The sequence below is a fragment of the Rouxiella badensis genome, from assembly GCF_026967515.2.
Taxonomy (GTDB): Bacteria; Pseudomonadota; Gammaproteobacteria; order Enterobacterales; family Enterobacteriaceae; genus Rouxiella; species Rouxiella badensis.
In genome coordinates, this window is the sequence record NZ_CP114062.1 from 66117 (window position 1) to 90534 (window position 24418).

Below are 24418 nucleotides of genomic sequence, written 5' to 3' on the forward strand. Positions count from 1 at the left end.
TTGAACGCAGCCATCTTAATACTGATTAATTTTTTATCAATGGTAAGAAATGTAATTTATTTCTATAACGGGCTAAAAAAAGCCTTTATTTGCAGCTTTTTACAAAACTCCCACAAATTAAGCTAAATTAAAGCGATTAATAGCCCGCGGTGAAGGCTTGAGATTTGGTAAGCTCACTGTATACTTATACAGTTATCAGAAAGCGGAGGGGGGCTATGCGCAAGATCATTCACGTCGACATGGACTGCTTTTTCGCCGCCGTTGAAATGCGCGACGATCCCTCACTGCGCGATATCCCGCTGGCCATCGGCGGCAGTAAAGAGCGGCGTGGGGTGATAAGCACCGCGAACTATCCGGCGCGACGCTACGGCGTACACAGTGCCATGTCCACCGCGATGGCACTCAAGCTGTGTCCGCATCTAAAAGTCATTCCCGGCAGGGGGGAAGCCTATAAAGAAGCGTCGCGGCATATTCGGCAGATTTTCTCTCGTTATACTCCGCTGATTGAACCGCTTTCTCTCGACGAAGCCTATCTCGACGTCACCAACAGCCCGCACTGTAGCGGCTCGGCGACGCTGATTGCCAGCGAGATCCGCCAGGCCATTTCCGACGAGCTTAATCTCACCGCGTCGGCGGGTATTGCGCCCATCAAATTTTTAGCGAAAATCGCCTCTGATCTGAACAAGCCCAACGGACAGTTCGTCATCACGCCGGACAAGGTGGCCGATTTTTTGCAAGATCTGCCGCTGGCTAAAATTCCTGGCGTTGGGAAAGTCACGGCGGCCAAACTCGAAGAGCAGGGGCTTATCACCTGTGGGGATGTACAGCGCTATGATGTGGCGCTGTTGCTGAAAAGGTTTGGCAAGTTTGGTCGGGTACTTTGGGAGCGCTGTCAGGGAATCGACGAACGTGAGATTTCAGCTGAGCGCCTGCGTAAATCGGTCGGCGTCGAACGTACACTGGCGGAAGATATTCACGACTGGGAAAGCTGTGTGGCGCTGATTGAGCGTTTATATCCCGAGCTTGAGACGCGTTTGACCCGCGTGAGCCCCAGTCTGCGTATCGCGCGTCAGGGCGTTAAACTCAAATTCCATGATTTTCAGCAAACGACGCAGGAGCATGTCTGGCCGATACTCAATAAAGATGATTTGCTCAAGGTGGCGAGAGAAGCCTGGGAAATGCGTCGGGGAGGGCGAGGCGTCAGGCTGGTCGGACTGCACGTCACGCTACAGGATCCGCAAATAGAACGGCAGCTTTTATTACCCTGGGAATAAAAATCCCCATCATCCTTCACGCAGCCAACGCACTTGCTGCCTGAAATCTAATGGGGATTGACGCATTTTAGAAATTAACCGCGTTCTGGAATTGCCTTCAGCAGCGCCGTCAACAGCTGCCAATACAGGTCAACGCTGCCGATGTGCACTTGCTCATCCGGCGAGTGAGGTCCGGTAATGGTCGGCCCAATCGAGACCATATCCATCTCCGGATAAGGCTTCTTGAACAGACCACATTCCAGGCCTGCGTGGATAACCATGATGTTCGGGGTTTTATTGAACAGACCCTGATAGATTTCGCGAACCTGCGCCATCACCGGTGATTCCGGATCGGGTTTCCAGCCTGGATAGCCGCCTTTCGGCTTGGTGATTGCGCCCGCCAGCTGGCCTACGGAAGTCAGCATGCTCACCACGTAGTCTTTACCGCTATCGATAAGAGAACGAATTAGGCAGATGATTTCTGCTTCGCCTTCTTTCATCGTAACAACGCCAACGTTGAGGGAGGTTTCAACTACGCCTTTTACGTCATCGCTCATGCGGATCACGCCGTTTGGCGTCGCGTTCAGCAGGCCCAGGAAACGGCTCTGGCTGTCTTTATTCAGCGCTTGGGTGCTGGTTGCGAAGTCTTCAACCAACAGCTTGATGTTTTTCTCAACGGCCGCCAGTTCAAACTGTACGGTTGCCAGGAATTCATCAGCGGCAGCTTTGAACGCTTCGACCTTGTCGGCTGGAACGGCCAACTGCGCGATAGCTTCGCGCGGGATGGCGTTACGCAGCGTGCCGCCGGTGAAGTCCAGCAGACGTACGTTCAGTTTCTCGGCATGTTCGCACAGGAAACGGGCCAGCAGCTTGTTAGCGTTGCCCAGACCCAGGTGAATTTCAGCACCGGAGTGGCCGCCTTTCAGGCCTTTCAGCGTCAGCTTCAACGGAGTGAAACCCGCCGGTACCGCTTCACGTTGCAGAGGCAGGGTGGTGATAAAGTCGATACCCCCGGCGCAACCCATGTAGATCTCACCCTCGGTTTCCGAGTCGGTGTTGATCAGAATTTCAGCCTGCAGCCAGTTTGGCTGGAGTCCAAATGCGCCATCCATACCGGCTTCTTCGGTCATGGTCAGCAGCACTTCCAGCGGGCCGTGCTCAACGCTTTTATCAACCAGTGCTGCCAGAGCAGACGCCAGACCGATGCCGTTATCGGCTCCCAGCGTGGTGCCGCGTGCTTTAACCCAGCCGTTATCAACGTAGGGCTGAATAGGATCTTTCAGGAAGTCATGAACGGTGTCGTTGTTTTTTTGTGGAACCATGTCAAGGTGCGCTTGCAGCACAACTGGTTTACGGTTTTCCATGCCTGCCGTTGCGGGCTTGCGCAGCAGGATATTGCCCACCTGGTCGCGCTCTGCATGGATACCTTGTTCGGCGGCCCAGTCTACAATGTGTTTTGCCAGCTCTTCTTCATGATAAGAAGGATGAGGAATAGAGCAAACTTTAGCAAAAATATCCCACAACGGTTGTGGAGAAAGTTGAGACAGTTCAGACACTGTGAGTCTCCCGGTTTTGGATGGTCAAAAGATGTGACGAGATGGCCGACAGAATAGCACTTTCTCCGGCGCTGTGCGCGATAGGCAAAGGGGATAATTCGCTAATTTTGGCCTTTGCGTACGGGATAACCGCTGGTTTTTAGCCGCAGGACTCACTATAATCTCGCGCAACAATTTTTCCCTGAATAAATTTTTTAAAAGCCGTTAATCTTAAAGGCTGGGGATCCCTATCTTGAGAGTTAAAAAATGAGCGAAAAGTACGTTGTAACTTGGGACATGCTGCAAATTCACGCCCGCACGTTGGCTAAGCGCCTGCTGCCGGTAGAACAATGGACCGGCATTATTGCCGTTAGCCGTGGTGGCCTGGTTCCAGCAGCGTTGCTGGCTCGTGAGTTAAACATCCGTCACGTTGATACCGTGTGCATCTCCAGCTATGACCACGACAATCAGCGTGAAATGCACGTCCTTAAGCGTGCAGAAGGCGATGGCGAAGGCTTTATCGTAATTGACGATCTGGTTGATACCGGGGGTACCGCGCAGGCTATCCGTGAAATGTATCCCAAAGCTCATTTCGTGACCGTGTTCGCAAAACCGGCTGGTCGTCCGCTGGTTGATGATTATGTGGTAGATATCCCACAAAACACCTGGATCGAACAGCCATGGGATATGGGCGTCGTCTTCGTTCCACCTATCGCAGGTAAGTAATCCCCGTTAAGCGGGAGAATCTTAATCGCGCCAAACGCCCGCCTCTGCGGGCGTTTTTGATTTAGGTCCTGATACGACTTCGCCAGACTTTGTTATAATCCGAGGCTGGGGAGGGTGCGCCCGCGCCTTCTCATCTGCCAAAAGAGGAAGTTAACTGTTATGGCGCCCACGAATCTTTCTGAAAAACTGTTCAAACCAAGATTTAAATATCCTGAGACTTCCACGCTGGTCGCGCGATCCGATCGTCATTCCTCGCCCACTGTCCATTCTGCGCTCGAAGGAGACTCGGCACCTTGCTGGTACAGGATAATTAACCGCCTGATGTGGCTGTGGCGCGGTATTGATCCCCTTGAGGTTGAAGAGGTCTTGTCCCGCATTGCCGTTTCGACCGCCGAGCGAACCGACGCCCAGCTGCTCGATACCGTGGTCGGTTATCGCGGCGGCAACTGGATCTACGAGTGGTCGAATCAGGCAATGTTTTGGCAGAAGAAAGCACAGGAAGAGCCGCACGCCGAAAAGGCCAGCGAGTATTGGCTAAAGGCCGCCAACTTTTACAGCATTGCCGGTTATCCGCACATTAAAGGTGATGCACTCGCCGAGCAGGCCGAGGTCTTGGGCAATAAGGCCTTCGAGCAATCTGCCGAGGGGTCGAGCTATAAACTGAAAGAGTTTTCTCTGCCGGTTGAAGGGACTAAGCCTATCGTCGGATTTGTTCATTTGCCGAATCAGGGTGAAGCCCCCTTTCCCGCCGTACTGGTTTGCGGTGGGCTGGATGCCTTACAGAGCGATTATCACCGCCTGTTCCGCAGCTACCTGGCACCGCTCGGTATCGCAATGATTACTATCGACATGCCATCGGTCGGATTCTCGGCGCACGCCAAACTGACGCAGGACACCAGCGCGTTACATCAGCAGGTGCTGACTCGGCTGGATAAAATTCCGTGGGTGAACGCGACGCGCATCGCCGTCTTTGGTACTCGTTTCGGCGGCAACGTGGCCGTGCGGCTTGCTTATCTTGAGCCACGCCGCATCAAGGCGGTTGCCTGTCTTGGGCCTATCGTCCATCAGATGCTCACCGACAGCGCCTGCCAAAAACGTATCCCCGATATGTATATGGACGTGCTGGCGAGCCGCATCGGCATGCATTACGCCAGTGACGCGGCGCTCAAGGTGGAGCTGAATCGGTATTCTCTGAAAATGCAGGGACTGCTGGGCCGACGAACGCCGGTGCCGATGCTGTCCTGTTATTGGGACAACGATCCCTTCAGTCCGAAAGAAGAATCGAGGCTGATAGCGGATTCCAGCCCCGACGGCAAGGTTATTGCTATCCCCTCAAAGCCGCTGTATGGCGGCTATGACAAGGCGCTAAAAGATATTTGCCAGTGGTTGAAACTAAAAATTGAATAACAAATAGATTGCTAATTCTTAACGGTTTGCTACAAATGTGGGTCTACATAAGGAGGTTGTACATGACGTTACCAAGTGGTCATCCTAAAAGCAGACTGATGAAACGTTTCGGCACGTTAGGCCCTTATATCCGCGAAGCGAAATGCGAGAACGAGCGTTTCTTCTTCGATTGTCTGGCAGTTTGCGTTAACGTGAAGCCAGCACCCGAGAAACGTGAATTCTGGGGATGGTGGATTGAGCTGCAGGCTGAAAGCGACCGTTTTACCTATGTTTACGAATATGGCCTATTCGACAAGGATGGTAATTGGAAAGCTCAACAGATTAAAAATACTGAAGTGATGGAGAAGCTTGAAACCACGCTGCAGGATTTTTATAAGAACCTGAACGCGATGATTGTGGAAATGGAACTCAAGCTCGAACCCGCAGAAGAACTCCCCAAAGACCCCATCAAGCTTCCCGCATAAAGCTGGATTTCGCTCTATCCAATTTGTATGTCATTATTTAGCGTTATGTCAGTTGGCATAACGCGCCCCAACTGTTAAAAAGACAGCATAGTGACGGCATACGTCCTTTCGATTCTTTAATTCAAGACAAATGGCAGAAAGATTATGAGTGGCAGCCAAACGTTGGTTGTAAAACTGGGCACCAGCGTGCTCACCGGTGGCTCACGCCGCCTTAACCGTGCCCACATTGTTGAACTGGTGCGCCAGTGCGCTCAGCAACACGCGGCAGGGCATCGTATTGTTATCGTCACCTCTGGCGCGATTGCAGCCGGACGCGAGCACCTTGGCTACCCCGAACTCCCCGCCACCATCGCCTCCAAGCAGCTGCTGGCGGCGGTAGGTCAAAGCCGTTTGATCCAACTGTGGGAACAGCTGTTCTCGATCTATGGGATCCACGTCGGGCAGATGCTGCTGACCCGTGCCGATCTCGAAGATCGCGAGCGTTTTCTGAATGCCCGCGACACCATGAATGCGCTGCTCGATAATCATATCGTACCGGTGATCAACGAGAATGACGCCGTTGCCACCGCCGAGATTAAAGTAGGCGATAACGACAATCTTTCTGCACTGGCCGCTATTCTCGCGGGTGCAGATAAACTGCTGTTGCTGACCGATCAGCCCGGCCTGTTTACCGCCGATCCGCGCACCAACCCTGACGCAGAGCTTATCCGCGAGGTGAGGGGAATTGACGACGCCCTGCGTGGTATCGCCGGCGACAGCGTTTCCGGACTCGGCACTGGCGGCATGGCAACCAAGCTTCAGGCTGCCGACATCGCCTGCCGTGCGGGCATCGATACCATCATCGCCGCTGGCAGCCTGCCGGGCGTGGTCGGTGACGTGATTGCCGGTCACTCTGTCGGTACCCGTTTCCACGCGATGGAAACCCCGCTGGAGAACCGTAAACGCTGGATCTTCGGTGCGCCCCCTGCGGGTGAAATCACCGTCGACGACGGTGCCGTTGCCGCCATGCTGGAACGTGGAAGCTCACTGCTGCCAAAAGGCATCCGCGACGTGAAGGGTGACTTCTCGCGCGGCGAAGTGATCCGCATCCGCAACCTGTCGGGACGTGACCTGGCGCACGGCGTGAGCCGCTATAACAGTGATGCAATGCGTATGATTGCCGGTCATCACTCTCAGCAGATAAGCGATATCCTCGGATATGAGTACGGTCCTGTTGCCGTTCACCGCGACGATATGATCGTAAGTTAAGGAGTTATTATGTTGGAGCAAATGGGTAAGGCCGCCAGACAGGCTTCCTACCAGCTTTCTACATTGAGTACTGCGCAGAAGAACGCGGCGCTGATGCTGATTGCCGACATGCTTGAGGCCAACAGCCAGAGCATTATTCAGGCTAACGAACTCGACATGGCGGCCGCGCGTGAAAGCGGCATGAAAGAGTCGCTGCTCGACCGACTGCTGCTGACGCCAGCGCGTCTGACCGCCATTGCCAACGACGTGCGCGACGTCTGCCGACTGAGTGACCCGGTCGGACAGGTCATTGACGGCGCACAAATGGACAGCGGCTTAAAACTGCAACGTCGCCGCGTCCCGCTCGGCGTTGTCGGGGTGATTTACGAAGCGCGTCCTAACGTAACCATCGATGTTGCTAGCCTGTGTCTTAAAACCGGCAATGCTGTGATTTTGCGCGGCGGTAAAGAGACGCATCACACCAATCTGGCGACCGTTAACGTTATTCAGAAAGCGCTCGAAGAGTGCGGACTGCCTGCTGCGTCCGTTCAGGCTATTCAAAGCCCGGACCGCGCGCTGGTTGCCGAGATGCTGCGCCTCGACAAGTATATTGACATGCTCATTCCACGCGGGGGCGCGGCGCTGCACAAGCTGTGTCGCGAGCAGTCTACCATTCCAGTGATCACCGGCGGGATTGGCGTGTGCCATACCTTCGTGGACGAAAGCGTTGATTTCGAGAAAGCCTTGACCGTGATTGAGAGCGCTAAAGTTCAGCGCCCAAGCGCCTGTAATAGTCTTGAGACCCTGCTGGTGCACGAGGCGATCGCCAGCCGATTCCTGCCTGCGCTGAGCGAGAAAATGCACTTTGCGGGCGTGACACTGCACGCCAGCAGCTCCGCGTTACCGCACCTGAAAGACGGTCCTGCCAGAGTCGTTGATGTAAAGGAAGAAGACTACCAGGACGAATGGCTGTCTCTGGATCTCAATGTCACCGTGGTAGCCAGTCTTGACGCCGCCGTGGCGCATATTCGCCAGTACGGCACCGAGCATTCCGATGCCATCCTGACCCGCTCAATCAGCAGTGCAGAACGCTTCGTCAATGAAGTTGACTCCTCGGCCGTCTACGTCAATGCCAGCACCCGCTTCACAGACGGTGGTCAGTTCGGTCTTGGCGCAGAGGTGGCGGTAAGCACTCAAAAACTCCACGCGCGTGGCCCTATGGGCCTCGAGGCGCTGACCACCTATAAGTGGATCGGCTATGGGGATGATTTGGTAAGACCTTGATTTAAAAACCTTTGAAATAATAAACCGGTGAAGCGCTTGGCGTAACACTGGTTTTTTTTAATTTATTTCTCTTAAGTTCTTCGTACCCTGATTTAACTTCCCGAGGGTGACTTACAGGAAAAATAAAAATATTTTATTAGCCGTCATTAACGTCGTTTTTTGCATTTTAGCCCCTTTTATTTGTGCTATCGTCATCCGAAAATTGGAGCGATGTTATGGATGACATAAAGTTTTTGAGTCTGCTAAATCGAACAGGAAAGTTACGCAAATTATTGATTTTAATTATAAATTTTAGCTCCCTCTCACAGGGGGAGTCTAATGAGTGATATTCCGCTCAGTGTTTCTACTCACCTCCCTTTGGCGAGATTTGCATGGGTCGCCGAGCCGCTTGAATCATCAACCCATTATCTTACTCCTCCACCGAATATCGCTAACGTTTCCCAAAGTGCCACCAGGCCTAACTCATTTTTTGAGTATCCTGAAACGGATTGCCAAGAGAGACAAAAGGGAAACGACTTACTGCCCTCTACGGCCGAATTTTATGGGTTACCGTTAAGCACCAAGCGTAATTTCAGTGAAAACAAAGTCAGTTACGCGCTTCGTATTAAAATGCTTTATCCAAACTTAAGCATGAGCAATACGGCAAAAATTGTGGGCGTCAGGGCGTGCGAACTATGGCATCTTCCTGTATTCAATGAGCTAACCGAGTCTGGCGCTGCCGCACAATGGCTAATGCCGCGAGAGCCTGACGAGAGTGACCATGAGTATGTAAGCCGCCTGAGAAGTATTTTTCCCGACCCCGAACTTACCGTTAAAGACCTGTGTCGCTTATCAGGTGTACAGGAACGTCGTATGCGAACGATGCCTGAATTTCTGACCTTGTCGTCCTCTGCTCAAGCGGCAATTGATGCCATAAAGAAAAGCAGTGATGAATCTTCCCGAGATTATGCGGTGCGTCTGACTAAGAACTTTAGCGGTTTACGTAAAAGGGATTTAAGCTGCATTTCAGGTCTCAGTTTACGTGAGTTGCGAAATACTCCCGAGTTGAGGGAGTTATCTCCGACAGCGCAGGCCGCGAGAATAGCTTGTCCAAAAACAGATGACGAGAACATGAGTGCTTATGCACGGCGGATAAAGTTAGCCCATCCGCATCTTACGATTTTAGAATGTTCATCGTTATCCGGCACCGATCCCTATAATCTGAGACGGATGAAAGTATTTATAGGGATGTCGGACAACGCTGTCAAAGCCGGAATGGAGGTGCCGCGCGTGCCGGGGGAATGCGACGCGTATTTCGCCAGACGAGTTAAAGCCAGTCATCCTAAGCTGACCTCTTCTGAGTGCGCCGCTATAGTGGGATGCTCCGAAAATACGTTTAGTCACTATGCTGAATTTAATATTATGTTAGAGGCTGCCCTGGACGTCAGGCAGACGGCTGCAACCAATCCCTCTGAGAGTTTCAACTCCCAGCTTAACCAGGCTTTATTGCTTGAGGTATATCGCGATGATTGCTCAGTCAGCGATATTCTTCCGCCAAGCAGCAAAAAAAGTAAACTCTGAAGCGAATAAATCGCGTTATAAACCGGGACAACTGAGGTTTGAAACCCGTTTAATACCTCATGTTGGCCGGTTTTTTCCTTTCTGAAATGCCATTTCGATAAAATCTCTAAATGTGTGCTCTTTCACACCTCAACGGAAGGTTCTTCTGTATCATTCTGATTTTTATAATTAAAAAACCGAATTAAGCTTTGGTGTGACCGCTTGAGCTTACTTGATTTTTTCCTACTCTTGGCGTCAGGTAAGTAAAGTTTCTATAAAATCAGAGTGGCACTTTGTTCAAAAATGAACTATTTTTATGACTTAACGTTTATGAGTCAATGCGTTACGGAAGACACTGTGTTTCAGCGAGCGCTTTAAAAATATTCTGTATTATAAATAGTTAATTTTTATTTTAGTGTGGGCAACATTTCTTTATGCCCAACCTAGAATTGAATTAGACGCAGTCATACTTGTAGGTACATGTATCCATGATCTTCAAAAGGAATGATATGACGAGTTTCCGACGGAGAAAATTCCATTATAGTGCACCGGTCACATCGCTCATACAAATTGTCTCGGATGTGTTGACCATTTTCTCTGGACTGTATCTTACACGCCTGCTGTTTGACGAAAAGTTCATGTATCAAGATCTTAACAGAGTCCTGGCGTCAATTATTGCTTTCCAGATGATTGGCAGCTTTACTGACTTTTATCGTTCATGGCGTGGAGTTAGGCTGAGTTATGAACTTAAGATTGTAATAAAGAGCTGGATTTTAACCATTTTAATGACCTTTGGTTTTTTATCCATTCTCAATGCGGAATATGAAAACTTTGTCATTTTTTCGGTATGGTTCCTTACGGTATATCTTGGGCTTGTTGTATCGAGGGTAATTATAAGGCTCGTCATCGGCTATCTTCGTAATAAAGGCTATAACACGCGTAATGTGGCTATTATGGGCGCTATGCCGGTAGGTCTTAAGCTCGCGGAGTCTTTACGTGATGCCCAATGGATGGGGTTTAATGTCTTAGGTGTTTATGATGACAGCGAGACGACATTAGATACAACTATTCCAAAGCGAGGGGGATTTGAACAATTAATCATTGATGCCAAGCTAGGTAAAATCGACCGTGTTTATATTGCATTACCCATGACTCAAGAGAAGATAATTAGAGATGTGGTCGAAGAGCTTGCTGATTCAACCTGTACCGTCGTACTTATTCCAGATATTTTCATGTTTGATTTACTTCATTCGCGCACGGAGGAAATTGATGGTGTGCCCGTTGTTTCCCTTGTCGATACTCCAATGATTGGTATGAACAAACTTATCAAAAGACTTGAGGACATCATTCTATCCGTAGCCATTTTATTGTTTATATCACCTATCTTCATACTTATCGCCATATTAGTGAAAGTAACTTCTCCTGGGCCTATCATCTTTAAACAGCAGAGATATGGTATTGATGGGCGGGGAATTGCGGTATGGAAGTTTAGAAGCATGGCCGTTATGGAAAATGGTGATGATGTCATTCAGGCTAAAAAGGGTGATAGCCGTATAACGCCCCTTGGCAGTTTTCTACGTAAAACTTCACTCGATGAATTACCACAGTTTATAAATGTTCTTGAGGGAAGTATGTCGATTGTTGGACCTCGTCCGCATGCAATTGCCCATAACGAACTTTATCGAAAAATGATATCAGGCTATATGCTACGCCATAAAATGAAACCTGGAATAACCGGCTGGGCTCAAATCAACGGCTGGAGAGGTGAAACAAATACTTTGGATAAAATGCAAAAAAGGGTCGATTTTGATCTTGATTATATCCACAACTGGAGCCTGAGCCTGGACTTGAAAATAATATGTCTGAGCATATTTAAAGGATTCGTCAATAAGTCTGCGTATTAGCCTCCTCAGAAGCCACACGGATTACTTCATGTGGCTTCTGATTTTATCTCTTACCGCCGTTATTCTACGGCGATCGGTTTCTCATCAATCTTCGCGGGTTCATTGCCCTGCAACGTTTTAACCCGTTGCTCGACTTTTTGTACCGCCGCAGCATCTTTTAACAGGGAATAGGTCAGGGTAAATTCTGCCGTTTGGCCCGGCTGAAGCTGCTTAACTCGGCCTTGTTGTTTCTCAACGGTGACAGGATAAGCGTAGTTAGTGCCTGGTTCGATACCAGTAACGTATCCCTGCTTCAGCGTATCGGTATTTTTCCACATCGTTAGCAGAGGCAATTGATGGGTATCAAACTCGATTGATGCACCTTTGTCTCCCTTGCTGTTAATGACGGCCGCGACGGTTTTACCGTTGCTGTCTGCCTTAGGCTTGAGATTAAATACCATCTCGTCGAAGTCTTTGGTTGGTGCGCCATAGGTTGCCCAGTTATTTAAGCCTTTTTTGGCGTAGTCATTAAACGGTGAGACTGATTCGAGTGGCGCGATAAAGCGTGCGTTTTCTTCGAGGATAGGCGTGCTGAAATTGCTGTGATAAATTATTTGATAATCATGCGGATAATCAGCTTTATTCGTCAGCACATCATGGATAGTGAATGAGTCGCTGCCCGGCACGTAGCGCAGTTCAGTCCATGTCTCGAGGTTGGCTTTCTTAAAAGTATGTTCTTTTAATAAACCACGAATGCGGATCTCGTGTGGTGCTTGATCATCAACAATGACCTCAACTTTTGACGCTGGCGTATTACCGGCTTTACCGTGAAGCGTATAAATAACGCCATCTTTAGTGACGGGGTGCCCGGTCCATTCGTAGCCACAGCGCACCATCATCTCGTTGAAACCTTCCAGCCATCCTAACCCGTTTCGACTCTCAAGATTGATATAGGCCGGATTAACGACCTCATTTACCGGCGAATCCCAGCCTAAACGGATGCCATGTCCGGTGACACGGAGCAAGTCCATGCCGCGTGTCGGGCTAAGCAGGATAGTGAGCCCATCTTTGCTGGTTACGGTGATGACCTTTGATCCCTCTTGTTTCCCGCCGTGAAGCACTTTTTGTTCGATGCTGAAGGGCTCACCTTCTAACTTCAGCTGCGCGCTGCTTATTTGCCAATTTCCCTGTTCCGTACTGCTGTCAGCATCGGTCAGCACCCACGTCTTTGCCGCGACTTGTCCACTGATTAATGCCAAAACGACGCCTGCCAGAATATGTTTTTTCATCACTCATTCCCTTTAGCTGAATTGATTTAGCTTGAACCAACCGCAGACTACAAAGTTAGAGGAGTTAAAAACGTGAGGATTATCACTTGGACGTTAATTATGATCGAAAGCTGTCTGAATTAGGATTCTCATCACAATATTAAATGTTTTTTATAATTCTTTGCATTCAACACTGTGAAGTGAGTGGGCTGAAATTTTTCATAATGAAATCGATTCAGCTGCTTTTATAAAGTAAGAACAGATTGATGAGCAGGCACAACCCAATAATTTAGCGGGAGGATCCTTCACATTGCCGGATTGAAGAGGAATTGTCAGGGCCATTTTCATTGCCTGAGGGAGAGAGGATTAATCATTGTTATTATTTCGAGGATGACTTTTCAAAGAAGCCCATAACTCACTTTTTTCACGGTCAGTCTGGGCTTGCTTTTATTATTTAAAAGCGGAACTCCCTTCCGCTGTAGCTTCCTCTTCCTTAACATCAACGCTTGACGGTTTTAATACCGAATACATCACGCCGGTGACTATTGTTCCAGCAATAATAGAAAGCAGATACATGCCGACGTGGCCCACGGCATGGGGGATCGCGAGAACAAAAAGTCCGCCGTGTGGAGCCATCAAAGTGCAGCCAAAGAACATCGACAGGCCACCTGCCAAGGCACCGCCGGTCATGGTGGAGGGGATAACTCGCATAGGGTCGCGAGCCGCAAAGGGGATTGCGCCTTCGGAGATAAAGCACAGCCCGAGGACAAATGATGCCTTTCCGGCTTCACGTTCAGACTGGGTAAATTTGGATTTTGCAAGCCAGGTCGCAACGCCCATTCCCAATGCCGGCAACATGCCTGCTGCCATAATGGCGGCCATCGGACCATAGGTCTGCGATGCAAGCAGGCCGACGCCAAAAGTATAGGCGGCTTTGTTAACAGGCCCTCCGAGGTCGAAGCACTGCATCGCGCCGAGTAATATGCCCAACAGTACGGCGTTGGCCGTGGTCATACTGGCAAGGAACGTGGTGAGGGCGCTCATGGCGGCGGCAACGGGTCCGCCAACCACATAAATCATGACAAGTCCGGTGAACAACGTTGCCAGCAATGGGACGACTAAAACGGGCTTTAGCGCGTCCATCTCCGCAGGGAGCCTGATTTTCTCAATCAGGAATTTAGCGGTATAGCCGGCAAGAAAACCGGCAACAATGCCCCCCAGAAATCCTGCGCCTCCTAAGCTTGCCAGCATGCCGCCTATTAAACCTGGCGCGAGCCCGGGGCGATCGGCAATAGAAAAGGCGATGTATCCTGCCAATACCGGCACCATCAGGGCAAAGGCGGCTTTACCGCCGATGTCCATCAGGGCGGCAGCGAGCGTGCCGGGTTCCTTAAATGCTTGAATACCAAAAACAAAAGAGAGAGCTATGCACAGTCCTCCGGCGACAACCAGAGGAAGCATATGCGAAACGCCGGTCATGAGATGTTTATAAATGCCATTATTCATAGGGTACGCCTTCTATTTTTATGTCATCGGATAACGAGTATCGATAGGTTTTTTTTATATAAAAGACTGAGGTGTGATGCTGTGTTTAGGCTCCGGCGCGTGCGTAATGTGCAGCCTGCTGAAACAGCTCATCGTCGGGCCTGACGCCGGTATAGAGAACAAATTGCTCAACGGCTTGAATCGCAAAAACTTCAGCGCCAGTAATGACGGCCTTATTCTTGCTTTTTGCATAGGTGAGCAACGGCGTTTCTGCAGGGAGAGCAACGACCTCAAAGATGACTTGTGCCTGTTCAATCTGCTGCTCGGTAAACGAAAGTTTGTTGGCGTCTTCGCCATTTGCCATACCGATTGGCGTTGCGTTGATCAGCAGATCCGCGTTGAGATTTCCCATCTCTTTGCGCCATTCAAAGCCATAAAGACTGGCTAATTCAGGGCCGGTTTTTTCATTTTTGGCAACAATCACCCCTTTGTTGAATCCAGCATCTTTGAGTGCGCAGGCCACCGCTTTAGCCATGCCGCCGCTGCCGCGCAGGGCAAAGGTAAAGTCGGTGGGGACCTGATATTGCTTCAGCAGGGTAGCTATGGCGATGTAGTCGGTGTTATAGGCTTTGAGATAGCCGTCGTTATTAACAATGGTATTGACCGAGTTGATGGCTTTTGCGGAAGCATCTAGCTCGTCGAGCATCGGAATACATTCCTCTTTGAACGGCATTGAGATAGCACAACCACGAATGCCCAATGCGCGAACGCCGCCAATGGCTGCTTTCAAATCCCGGGTAGTAAAGGCCTTATACAAATAATCGAGATCCATCGCATCGTAGAGATAGTTATGAAAACGGGTGCCAAAATTACTCGGTCTGGCGGCCAGTGACATGCAAATAGTGGTGTCTTTGTTTAAATGTTTAGTCATAACGAACGCCTTAAGATAAATATTTCTGTTATCAAACGGGATGGAACCTTTGCTTTAACCATCAGCCGTTGCGGTTTTGGAAATAATGGCCTAAAAAGGTGAGATTAAAAACTGCTGCATTTTATGCTCTGGAGTTCCTCTTTTATGGCCAGTCGTCGGCTTGAACAACAATATCTGCGCCTGCTGGACGTTTTCCCGGCACAGAGCGGCAGTACCACTCTGCAGGAGTTAGCGGATAAACTGCACTGTAGTAAAAGGCACATGCGTAGCCTGTTGGTGCAGATGCAGACATTAGGTTGGGTTGACTGGCTATCGGTTGCAGGGCGGGGGCATCGGTCGCGGTTGACTCTGCTGAGAAATGCCCATCAGCTGCTGGTTGAAAAGGCTGATAAGCTCATAGGCGAGGGCAGTTTTGACGAGGCAATAAGTCTGCTTGGCGAAGAAAAGCAACTGGTGACTTCGCTGCTTCGTAGCAAGCTGGGCTATAGCATTCGCAATGAGTATCAGTCACTTAGCATACCCTATTATCGCACTATGCCGAATCTTTACCCTGGAACGCCGCTGCGTCGTTCCGAAGTGCATCTGGTGCGGCAAATTTTCAACGGGCTCACCCGTATCAATGAGGATACTGGCGCGCTTGAGCCTGACCTCGCACACCAATGGCGGCAGGTTGACGAGCGACATTGGCGATTCTATTTGCGGCCGGGCGTGTTGTTTCACGACGGACGTGAGCTGGCCAGCCAGGATGTCGTTGAGTCGTTGACTCGCTGTGCGCAGCAGCCTCTTTTCTCTCATATTCAGCGGGTCTACCAGAGCGGTACGCTAAGTGTGGTGGTTGAGCTCAGTCAGGAAGATCCGCAGCTTCCGCTTTTATTGTCTCATCCGACGGCGCTGATTTTGCCCGCCGACCATGCGTTGCGTGCTGATTTTGCCGCACATCCCATTGGCACCGGGCCGTATCAGGTGAGTGAAAATAACGACTGGCGTCTGCTTCTAAAGGCCTATGACCGCTACTTCGGGTTTCGGGCGCTGCTTGATGAGGTGGAAGTATTGATGTGGCCAGATCTCGCTACGCTGTCATTAGGCGATAAAGCCACCAATTCGACAGCGGTTAACGCTGTGCCCGCGCAGTCTGCCGCCTGGCTGAGCTCAAGCATTAGTGACGTGGATTATGTCGCCGGTCATGCGGTGAATTTCACGGGGAAACCGTCTGACCTTTCAAGCGAGATGTTTCTTGAGCGCGGAGGATATTTTTTGCTTTGCGACAGTCGCTCGAGCCAGTGGCAGAGCATTGAAAAACGACGCTGGCTGCGCGAAAAACTCAATCCGAACCTGTTAATACAGAAACTGATAGAGCCGATTCGACAATTCTGGGTGCCGACAGGAAGCCTGTTGCCTTCATGGTTTCACTGCATGGATGCCGGAAAATCGCAGGCACCGCAGATACCTTGTCGCTTAAGGTTGGCTTATCACGCTCAGCATCCTGAATATCGGATGTTGGCAGGCGATATGAGAGATGTTCTTGCCGATTCAGGCGTCGAGCTTGAGCTCATCGAAATAGAGTATGAGCGCTGGGCAACGGGAGAGGTAAAAGCGGATCTGTGGTTGGGGACAGTTAATTTCCCCGCTCCCGAAGCCTGGAACGTAGGAGCATGGTTGTTGGGCATGCCGCTGTTAAAAGATCACATTTCTGGGGGTAACGCCGAGATTTTCAACCAGTGGTTGCAGCAGTGGCGAGAAGAGACGCTGACCTCTCAGCAATTGGTGCAAAATGTAGTCGGTGAAGGTTGGTTACAGCCGCTGTTTCACCACTGGATGCGCCTGAAAGGGCCTGAACAGGCGCAGGGGATTCACCTTAACAATCTCGGCTGGTTTGATTTTAAATCGACGTGGATGGAGCCAGAATAGTCTGGCAATCGGGGATGCCCTTCATTGCCTCCAGCAGCTGGTCGTAATAACGTTCGGCGGTACGCAGACGCAGCAGACAACCGAGATAAAATTCATTCTTTGATTCAGGATGCTGGCTGACAATGACGTTGATCACGTTATAAAGCCAGTCATCACCATGTTTGATATCGACTTCAATATGCTCGGCGTAATAGTGGAAGTCTCGTTCCGTGAGCCCCAACCTTGTGCAGCCCTTTACTAATTTTGAATACTGCGGGGGATCCAAAACCTCCGTCATGGCCATGACACCGAGTAATTTATAATAATGGCGTCGATTTACCCCGCCCAGCATAAAAGCATTATGTCCGGACAGTGCCTCCGCGCCATAAAGTTCGACATAGTGATGGGTGGGTAAATTTATGCCTCGTCTTTCGAGCAGGTCTTTATACAGATTTACATGGGTGAAATAACGATCGCCATGCCCCACTTCATCCCATATATTTTCGCTTATGGTTCCTCGGGTCTCAGGGTGAGATCCAATCAGCGTATAGGCGACAAGGTCGAAGAAAATTAGATTTAATGCACTGTCACTCTTGAGGAAAAGGTAAAGCTGTTCCTGTGTTGCATCAGTCTCGATAAAGTCGAACAGGGGATGATGTGAGGCGTTATGCGTTTTCCACAGGTTTATCAAGAACTCAGCGAAACTTTTATTTTTAGCCGGTACCTCGAGGTTTGGCGTATCTTTAAACTCGTGATAAAGCCAACGGGCCTCAATCTTATTCTTTATATTAATAATTATAGGGTCATACTGCCGCTGAGCCGGTATTGATAGGGGATAGCACAGGTTTATCTGGTAAATCATAAATAATGCGTTGTGAATAACCTTTTGTGCTTCGGGTAACGACGTTTCATAGGCGTCATATAAAATAGCGTCGATGTCGTTATCGATATCCCCATTAACGTCTGCAATTGAACTGTTAATATAATGCTTAAGTCTTGAGGAGAAGTTATAAGTATCACTTTCGAATGTTGATTTGACTTCCTTTAAATTAAACATGCAAGCCTCCTTTCCATTGGGGTTGCCGCTAGTCTAGAACGATTTAATTAATTATCTACAACAAAATAAATTATGCTCGTTTTGTTATAATATGCCTTATCAACATGACGAGCCTGGCAAGGCTTTAATCCTCGAAGGCGAAATCAGCCTTCGCCCTGCAGACGGGGAAACGACCTATGCAGTGGGTGAAATTTTTCATCTACGGCCGAATGAACCCCATTAGGAAACCTTCGGGCCGCCAGGCGTCCGATATCTTTCCGGACGAAAGCCCTTTTAAAAGAGGAAGTGAATGGCGGACAAAATCTTTAACTGGTGTTCTATTAGCTTGAGCGGGCGCAGGGAAACCAGCGCTTTGCCGAACGCCCGTTTCCCTTACTGGAGCTTTACCAAAACGGTTATCGCTATTTGTGCGTTAAAGCTTTCTGAAGCAGGCGTGATTGATTTAGATGCACCGCTCGCGGGTGAGGCCTTTACGCTGCGTCAGTTGCTCATGCATACCGCCGGGCTTAATGACTATGCTCAGATAGCCGAATATCATCGCGACGTTGCTGCTAATCAGCTGCCCTGGCCGCGTGAAAGGCTGCTTAAAGCGGTACTTGCCCAAGGTCCGTTATTCACACCGGGCAACGGCTGGTGTTACTCCAACGTGGGTTATATGCTGGCACGCGAGCATATTGAAGCCGTTTCTGGAAAGCCCTTTGCTCATTGGGTCGCTGAGTTTATCTCCCTTCCACTCGAACTACACAGCGTTGAGCTCGCGACGACTCAGGCACAGTTTGCCACACTGCATTGGAAGGCTGCCGCTCATTATCATCCCGGCTGGGTGTATCACGGCTGCCTTATCGGGACGGCGAGCGACGCCGCGTCAATTCTGCATGCGCTGTTTTGCGGCAAACTCGTGTCGACTGCAACACGAGAGCAAATGCTGATGCGTTACCCTTTGGGGGGCGCTATTGAGGGAAGACCTTGGACCGAATGTGGCTACGCGCTTGGCCTGATGAGTGGCCGCGTAGCCGACGGTGTTCGCGCCATCGGGCACTCGGGAGCTGGGCCGTTTTGCGTCAACGCTGTCTATCATTTTCCCGACAGCGAGGACCCAATGACGGTCGCCTGTTTTACCGAGGGCAGCCATGAAGGCGTGGCGGAGTACTATGCTTTAAATCTTTTAAGGCGTTAGCAGAGCAATACTCTGGCGAATTTCTCTTTCAATATCCGCTTCACTCCAGCCCGCAAGCACCGATGAGAAGGGTTCAAACGAATAAATCCCCTGATAGCCTAATCTTTCAAGTCGTAAGACTTGCTCGATATTTTTCATCAAATCTCGTTCGCTAAGCATCAGACGTTCTTCATCGGTCAGCAACGCTTTTCTTCTGTCGTCCTCTACACCAGATACGTGCACCAAACCGATGAGACTGATATCGATTTTGGTCTCAAAATTGACTTCATCTTCCACGTATAAGTAGTGATGGAAGGTATCCAAAACAATTTTGAATGGCACCTGAGCTTCTCGGATCAGCGTTTGTGTTAGCACGGCGGAACGCAGGGAGCTCATTTCAAAGCCAAGGGGCTCCACTAAACCGGCTATACCATATTTCTCGAATAAGGGGGCCAGGGTTTGCATGGCGCTGACGGTGTCTTCGAGTGAAATAGGATTACCGTCATTGAGTGGGCAAAGCACCAACGCCTGAGCACCGATAGCTCTCGCTTCTTTAAGCAACCCTTCTGTTTTCTCCAGCAAGGTGCTGGTTATCTGATTGAATGGATATACCGCATTGATTGTTACTATCTCCTGACGGTATTTTTCTGCCAAAGCATTAACCTGCAGTGCCGAGAGGGAATCGGTGACCTTTCCACTGGGCATATCATTACGCATTTCAACTTTATTCAGACCACAACGCGCCATTAACTGAAAAAATTGTTCGATAGTTAGATTGGGTGCAATTTTACGATTAACGCAAAACCTATTTAGATCAATACCCATACCGAGACTCCTGCCTCATTTTCCGCGAGGATGTTGTAATTCGCCTATTCAAGACAACCAGCGTCGTACTGAATACTTGTGGGTTGGTAATGTCATTGTGCCACTGCAAGAAAATCGACCAATGATGCGACAGTCATTGTCAGCGAAAGGTAAAAGGTTTCAGTCTCTGACAACGATAAATTCATGAAAACATTTATTTCATATTAAGTTAATTGTGAAACTTTAATTTTTAGATCTAGCTCATAAAAAGAATCGTGGCGAGGCGGGTCAACCGTAATCAGCATTGTCTTGAGCTACCTCCTATACTGTTACCGAGATCACAAAACTAAGGCCTCTCATTTACCACTCTACTGCTTTAATTATAAGATATTGATTTTAATTAAATAAAATGCTCTTTCCGTTCATCGCGCTGCCAATTTATCGACTTCCTGAAAAAATTAACTTCCAAGATTTGATCCGCCTCCCAGAATAAAACATATTTTTTGTATTATTGTTTTATGGAAAATAAGTTCCACTTGGCGTTGAGGTGGATGCTGTGTACCACAGTCAGGTGCCGTGCCCAGGTAAATGATGTGACGCTGATTAGGGGCGGCTTAAACATTTGAAGCTAAAAATTCATGTTTTACAGGAGAATAAAGATGACGCTGAAATTAGGGGTGATTGGTACTGGAGCCATTGGCCAGGAACATATCCGCCGCTGTAGCTATGTGTTACAGGGGGCAAAGGTGGTCGCAGTTTCCGATATCAACCTCAAAGGAGCTGCCGAGGCGGTTAAACGTCTCGGTTTGGAAGCAGAGGTGTTGTCCGATGGCGAACAGGTCATCAATTCCTCCAATGTGGATGCTTTGATTGTGACTTCCTGGGATCCCACCCACGAAGCGTTCGTTTTAGCTGCGATTGCCGCGGGCAAGCCGGTATTTTGTGAAAAACCGCTGGCGATCACGGCTGAAGGTTGTAAACGCATTGTCGATGCTGAAATCGCTTATGGCCGTCGTCTGGTGCAGGTCGGTTTTATGCGTCCCTACGATCAGGGTTATCAAGCCTTGAAAAAAGTGATCGACAGCGGTGAAATCGGACAGCCCTTAATGCTGCATTGCGCGCACCGCAACCCTGCCGTGGATGAGAGTTACAGTACCGATATGGCAATCACCAATACGCTAATCCACGAATTAAGCGTATTACGATGGCTGCTGAATGAAGATTTTGTTTCGGCTCAGGTCATTTTCCCACGGGCGACGGCGCATACCCACGCTAAATTGCGCGATCCGCAAATTGTATTGCTGGAAACGGTCAAGGGTGTACGCATTGATGTAGAAATTTTCGTTAACTGTAAGTACGGCTATGACATTCAAACTGAAGTAGTAGGGGAAAGCGGTATTGCCAGCCTGCCGGAGCCAAGCAGCGTTTTATTACGCAGCAATGCCAAACGTTCACACAATATTCTCACCGATTGGAAAGATCGTTTTATTGATGCCTATGATACCGAACTACAAGACTTTATTAATGGTGTTATTAAAGGGGAATTGACGGGGCCTTCCGCCTGGGATGGATATGCGGCCTCAACGGCGGCAGATGCTTGTGTTAAAGCGCAAAACACCTCAGGTCCTGTGAGTATTTCTTTGCCTCCGCGCCCGGCTTTTTACGAGCGTTGAATACTCGTGCGTAAATTCGCATAAGACGGCTTGAAAACCGTTGTTGGACAATTTCACTCTTTAAGGTGCGTTTATCATGGACAAAAATAAAGTCAGACTCGGCATTGCGCCTATCGGTTGGACGAATGACGACATGCCCGATTTAGGCAAGGAAAATACATTTCAGCAAACGGTAAGCGAGATGGCGCTTGCCGGTTTTACAGGAAGTGAAGTCGGCAGCAAATATCCACGCGATCCAAAAATTCTCAAGCCGATGTTGGATTTGCGCGGCATTCAAATATGCAATGCCTGGTTCAGTACTTTTTTCGCCGACGGAGAAAAAGCGCGCACCATTGATGAATTCATCATACATCGCGATTTCCTTCATGCGATGGGAGCGAAGGTTATCGGCTGTTCGGAGCAGTCGCGCAGCACGCAGGGCACACCGCGTCCCGTGCTTGAAGGGCGGCCAATTTTTACCGACAGTGAATGGCAACTCGTGGCGAATGGCTATAACGAATTGGCCGACCTCGCTGCCGAGAAAGGAATGACGGTAGGTCTTCATCATCATATGGGGACTGGCATTCAAACCGCGAAAGAAATTGAGCATTTTCTTGATATCGTCAATGACGATGTTTATCTGCTCTTTGATACCGGTCATGCCTATTATTCCGAAGGATCTCAGGAAGCGATGTTACAAATCCTGAAGGCGCATTTGCCACGTATTAACCATGTTCATCTAAAAGATGTTCGAGACAGCATAGTGAATGAGGTTCGTACTCATAAACTGAGTTTTCTTGAGGGTGTTAAAAAAGGCACTTTTACCGTACCGGGTGATGGAATTATACAATTCAAACCTGTCTTTGAGTTATTAGAGGATTTTGGTTACGAAGGATGGATTGTCGTAGAGGCAGAACAGGATCCCGCCAAAGCTAACCCGTTTGAATATGCCCTCAAGGCGCGTCGTTACATTCAGGAAGTGGCTGGAATTTAACGTCATTTCTTAGATATTGGTTTATTGATGTTTTCCCCGCGGGGTAATTAATTCGCCTCGCGGGAGTTAAATCATTAAGACAGGTTATTAATAAAAAAATTAACGTAAAAAAGAAGCTTTCACTCAGCGAGTAATTGAGTACCAACGGCTACGCGCGGTGATAAATAAAGTATTTATTCGATAAGTTAGAATTAAAAGCCTTTGATGAATATTGGGTTTAATTTGTAAGTCACCATGACGGGGTTACATATCATGTTAGCCAGATGAGATATCAATTCCTAATTGATGAAGTATTTAGATTAATTGTTGCCCATTCCTATTACTGCAATATGTCCCTACAACAGAGTCTAAACGATCATTGGAGTCACTATGGAACATGAACAGTTTATAACAAAAAATACGGCCTCCGGCCCGAACAGCACGACCAAGACAGAACCGTTCGTCAAGGTCATTGCTATCATCTCAACACTAGGGGGCCTGTTATTCGGTTATGACACAGGCGTTATTTCTGGCGCATTATTGTTTATGGGCAAAGAATTACACCTGACTCCTTTTACCACAGGGCTAGTGACCAGCTCCTTGCTGTTTGGTGCAGCATTTGGTGCCTTGGCAGCCGGACATCTCGCGGATAGCGCTGGGCGTAAGAAAATTATTATCCTACTGGCGATTATCTTTGCGGTGGGCGCTGCGGGTACCGCCATGGCACCCGATGTGAATTGGATGATTTTCTTCCGTCTGGTTCTCGGTCTGGCCGTGGGCGGTGCGGCGGCGACTGTGCCGGTTTATATTGCAGAAATTGCGCCAGCGAATCGGCGTGGCCAATTAGTGACCATGCAGGAGCTTATGATTGTTATCGGGCAAATGCTGGCGTATATCACTAACGCAACCTTCCACGAGATCTGGGGCGGTGATACCACCTGGCGTTGGATGCTGGCCATTGCCACTATTCCTGCAATCATGCTCTGGTTCGGCATGATGTTTATGCCAGACACGCCGCGCTGGTATGCCATGAAAGGCCGTTTTGCCGAGGCTCGCCGTATTTTGGAACGAACCCGTGCCAAAGAGGATGTAGAGTGGGAATTGACCGAAATCGAGGAGACTATTGAAGAGAACCGCCATAAAGGTAAAGGGAAACTGCGAGATTTGGCCACACCTTGGTTAGCCAAGCTGTTCTTTCTCGGCATCGGTATCGCCACTATTCAGCAGCTTACGGGCGTTAATACCATTATGTATTACGCGCCAACCGTACTTAAAATGTCTGGTCTAAGCACCGATGCGGCTTTATTTGCCACCATTGCGAATGGCGTAATATCGGTATTGATGACCTTCGTAGGTATTTGGATGCTGGGCCGCATTGGGCGCCGTCCGTTGGTATTGATAGGGCAAATAGGCTGCACTGCCTGCTTATTCCTGATAGGTCTCGTCTGTATGCTGCCCGAATTTCATGCTAACGGCGGAGTGAATCTTGTTCGTTGTTATATGATCTTGGCCGGTATGTTGCTGTTCCTTAGCTTCCAGCAGGGCGCATTATCACCCGTCACGTGGCTGTTACTGTCTGAGATTTTCCCGACCAGAATGCGGGGGATCTGCATGGGAGGAGCCGTATTCTCACTATGGATAGCCAATTTTATTATCTCGATGGCGTTTCCACTGTTACTGGCCTATTTCGGTCTGGCGGGAGCATTCTTTATCTTCGGCGTTATCGGTATCGGCGGCGGAATATTTGTCATTCGCTGTATTCCCGAAACGCGTGGCCGCAGCCTGGAGCAGATCGAGCATTATTTTTATGCAAAATATAATTCTAGCGCGAAAGTGAAGGGGCTGTTAAACACCATTGAGAAACGCAAAGTCTGATGTTGTTCTGTT

18 protein-coding genes and 1 pseudogene are annotated in these 24418 nt (G+C 49.2%); 13 read left to right on the forward strand and 6 right to left on the reverse strand.

Going from position 1 to position 24418, the window contains the following annotated elements:
• The first annotated feature begins 215 nt into the window (after positions 1-215).
• Positions 216-1274, forward strand: coding sequence for a DNA polymerase IV (gene dinB, locus O1V65_RS00560; protein ID WP_017491489.1), 1059 nt, complete (start codon positions 216-218; stop codon positions 1272-1274).
• 74 nt (positions 1275-1348) lie between these two features.
• Here the strand turns inward: dinB and pepD are convergent, their stop codons facing one another.
• The gene (gene pepD, locus O1V65_RS00565; RefSeq protein ID WP_084912879.1) at positions 1349-2809 is read right to left on the reverse strand and encodes a beta-Ala-His dipeptidase; all 1461 of its coding nucleotides are present in this window, start codon (positions 2807-2809) and stop codon (positions 1349-1351) included.
• 246 nt (positions 2810-3055) lie between these two features.
• On the opposite strand from pepD, the gene gpt reads away from it, so the two are divergent.
• The 7 genes from gpt (at position 3056) to wcaJ (ending at position 11339) form a co-directional block, all read left to right on the forward strand.
• On the forward strand, positions 3056-3514 hold the full coding sequence (gpt, locus tag O1V65_RS00570) for a xanthine phosphoribosyltransferase (RefSeq protein ID WP_026110476.1): 459 nt from the start codon (positions 3056-3058) through the stop codon (positions 3512-3514).
• 159 nt (positions 3515-3673) lie between these two features.
• A complete protein-coding gene (gene frsA / locus O1V65_RS00575; protein WP_084912878.1) occupies positions 3674-4921 on the forward strand; it encodes an esterase FrsA in 1248 nt (415 codons plus the stop codon).
• Between the two features lie 62 nt (positions 4922-4983).
• The gene (crl, locus tag O1V65_RS00580; protein ID WP_017491485.1) at positions 4984-5385 is read left to right on the forward strand and encodes a sigma factor-binding protein Crl; all 402 of its coding nucleotides are present in this window, start codon (positions 4984-4986) and stop codon (positions 5383-5385) included.
• A 144-nt stretch (positions 5386-5529) separates the two neighbouring features.
• Positions 5530-6633: a glutamate 5-kinase gene (proB, locus tag O1V65_RS00585; protein WP_017491484.1), complete on the forward strand. Its 1104-nt coding sequence runs from the start codon at positions 5530-5532 to the stop codon at positions 6631-6633.
• A gap of 9 nt (positions 6634-6642) precedes the next feature.
• Positions 6643-7896: a glutamate-5-semialdehyde dehydrogenase gene (proA, locus tag O1V65_RS00590; RefSeq protein ID WP_017491483.1), complete on the forward strand. Its 1254-nt coding sequence runs from the start codon at positions 6643-6645 to the stop codon at positions 7894-7896.
• 318 nt (positions 7897-8214) lie between these two features.
• On the forward strand, positions 8215-9456 hold the full coding sequence (locus O1V65_RS00595; RefSeq protein ID WP_269130078.1) for a hypothetical protein: 1242 nt from the start codon (positions 8215-8217) through the stop codon (positions 9454-9456).
• A gap of 488 nt (positions 9457-9944) precedes the next feature.
• The gene (gene wcaJ, locus O1V65_RS00600) at positions 9945-11339 is read left to right on the forward strand and encodes an undecaprenyl-phosphate glucose phosphotransferase (RefSeq protein WP_084913317.1); all 1395 of its coding nucleotides are present in this window, start codon (positions 9945-9947) and stop codon (positions 11337-11339) included.
• A gap of 59 nt (positions 11340-11398) precedes the next feature.
• Here the strand turns inward: wcaJ and O1V65_RS00605 are convergent, their stop codons facing one another.
• The 3 genes and pseudogenes from O1V65_RS00605 to O1V65_RS00615 form a co-directional block, all read right to left on the reverse strand.
• Positions 11399-12607, reverse strand: coding sequence for an aldose 1-epimerase family protein (locus O1V65_RS00605; protein WP_165429278.1), 1209 nt, complete (start codon positions 12605-12607; stop codon positions 11399-11401).
• Positions 12608-13036: 429 nt separating this feature from the next.
• Positions 13037-14083 (reverse strand): annotated as a pseudogene (locus O1V65_RS00610) (fructose-specific PTS transporter subunit EIIC); the annotation flags it as partial.
• A gap of 94 nt (positions 14084-14177) precedes the next feature.
• Positions 14178-15002, reverse strand: coding sequence for a shikimate 5-dehydrogenase (locus O1V65_RS00615; RefSeq protein WP_017491478.1), 825 nt, complete (start codon positions 15000-15002; stop codon positions 14178-14180).
• A 144-nt stretch (positions 15003-15146) separates the two neighbouring features.
• On the opposite strand from O1V65_RS00615, the gene O1V65_RS00620 reads away from it, so the two are divergent.
• Positions 15147-16910 carry an SgrR family transcriptional regulator gene (locus O1V65_RS00620; RefSeq protein ID WP_269130079.1) on the forward strand — a complete coding sequence of 588 codons (1764 nt, stop codon included), beginning with the start codon at positions 15147-15149 and terminating at the stop codon, positions 16908-16910.
• On the opposite strand, the gene O1V65_RS00625 is transcribed toward O1V65_RS00620, so the two are convergent.
• Positions 16882-17946 (reverse strand): iron-containing redox enzyme family protein, encoded by a 1065-nt coding sequence (locus O1V65_RS00625; RefSeq protein ID WP_017491476.1) that lies wholly within the window; start codon positions 17944-17946, stop codon positions 16882-16884. The two genes, O1V65_RS00620 and O1V65_RS00625, sit on opposite strands and share 29 nt — an antisense overlap.
• Before the next feature lie 289 nt (positions 17947-18235).
• Between O1V65_RS00625 and O1V65_RS00630 the strand changes: the two genes are divergently transcribed.
• Positions 18236-19123 carry a serine hydrolase domain-containing protein gene (locus O1V65_RS00630; RefSeq protein WP_017491475.1) on the forward strand — a complete coding sequence of 296 codons (888 nt, stop codon included), beginning with the start codon at positions 18236-18238 and terminating at the stop codon, positions 19121-19123.
• Here O1V65_RS00630 and O1V65_RS00635 read toward each other — a convergent pair.
• Entirely contained in the window at positions 19112-19927 is an 816-nt protein-coding gene (locus tag O1V65_RS00635) for a TIM barrel protein (RefSeq protein ID WP_084913319.1), read from the reverse strand. The two genes, O1V65_RS00630 and O1V65_RS00635, sit on opposite strands and share 12 nt — an antisense overlap.
• A 638-nt stretch (positions 19928-20565) precedes the next feature.
• On the opposite strand from O1V65_RS00635, the gene iolG reads away from it, so the two are divergent.
• The 3 genes from iolG (at position 20566) to O1V65_RS00650 (ending at position 24406) form a co-directional block, all read left to right on the forward strand.
• Complete coding sequence (iolG, locus tag O1V65_RS00640; protein WP_017491473.1) at positions 20566-21579, forward strand: bifunctional inositol 2-dehydrogenase/D-chiro-inositol 1-dehydrogenase; 1014 nt, start codon at positions 20566-20568, stop codon at positions 21577-21579.
• A 76-nt stretch (positions 21580-21655) separates the two neighbouring features.
• Positions 21656-22552, forward strand: a complete 897-nt coding sequence (iolE, locus tag O1V65_RS00645) for a myo-inosose-2 dehydratase (protein ID WP_192504027.1) — start codon at positions 21656-21658, stop codon at positions 22550-22552.
• Positions 22553-22921: 369 nt separating this feature from the next.
• The gene (locus tag O1V65_RS00650; RefSeq protein WP_017491471.1) at positions 22922-24406 is read left to right on the forward strand and encodes a sugar porter family MFS transporter; all 1485 of its coding nucleotides are present in this window, start codon (positions 22922-22924) and stop codon (positions 24404-24406) included.
• Positions 24407-24418: the final 12 nt, after the last annotated feature.

Coding starts and splice junctions, on each gene's coding strand:
- wcaJ (WP_084913317.1), top strand. CDS start 9,945: ATGACGAGTTTCCGACGGAGAAAATTCCATTATAGTGCACCGGTCACA.
- O1V65_RS00605 (WP_165429278.1), bottom strand. CDS start 12,607: ATGAAAAAACATATTCTGGCAGGCGTCGTTTTGGCATTAATCAGTGGA.
- O1V65_RS00595 (WP_269130078.1), top strand. CDS start 8,215: ATGAGTGATATTCCGCTCAGTGTTTCTACTCACCTCCCTTTGGCGAGA.
- O1V65_RS00630 (WP_017491475.1), top strand. CDS start 18,236: ATGGCGGACAAAATCTTTAACTGGTGTTCTATTAGCTTGAGCGGGCGC.
- frsA (WP_084912878.1), top strand. CDS start 3,674: ATGGCGCCCACGAATCTTTCTGAAAAACTGTTCAAACCAAGATTTAAA.
- O1V65_RS00625 (WP_017491476.1), bottom strand. CDS start 17,946: ATGTTTAATTTAAAGGAAGTCAAATCAACATTCGAAAGTGATACTTAT.
- iolE (WP_192504027.1), top strand. CDS start 21,656: ATGGACAAAAATAAAGTCAGACTCGGCATTGCGCCTATCGGTTGGACG.
- dinB (WP_017491489.1), top strand. CDS start 216: ATGCGCAAGATCATTCACGTCGACATGGACTGCTTTTTCGCCGCCGTT.
- iolG (WP_017491473.1), top strand. CDS start 20,566: ATGACGCTGAAATTAGGGGTGATTGGTACTGGAGCCATTGGCCAGGAA.
- O1V65_RS00650 (WP_017491471.1), top strand. CDS start 22,922: ATGGAACATGAACAGTTTATAACAAAAAATACGGCCTCCGGCCCGAAC.
- O1V65_RS00615 (WP_017491478.1), bottom strand. CDS start 15,002: ATGACTAAACATTTAAACAAAGACACCACTATTTGCATGTCACTGGCC.
- O1V65_RS00620 (WP_269130079.1), top strand. CDS start 15,147: ATGGCCAGTCGTCGGCTTGAACAACAATATCTGCGCCTGCTGGACGTT.
- crl (WP_017491485.1), top strand. CDS start 4,984: ATGACGTTACCAAGTGGTCATCCTAAAAGCAGACTGATGAAACGTTTC.
- proA (WP_017491483.1), top strand. CDS start 6,643: ATGTTGGAGCAAATGGGTAAGGCCGCCAGACAGGCTTCCTACCAGCTT.
- proB (WP_017491484.1), top strand. CDS start 5,530: ATGAGTGGCAGCCAAACGTTGGTTGTAAAACTGGGCACCAGCGTGCTC.
- O1V65_RS00635 (WP_084913319.1), bottom strand. CDS start 19,927: ATGGGTATTGATCTAAATAGGTTTTGCGTTAATCGTAAAATTGCACCC.
- gpt (WP_026110476.1), top strand. CDS start 3,056: ATGAGCGAAAAGTACGTTGTAACTTGGGACATGCTGCAAATTCACGCC.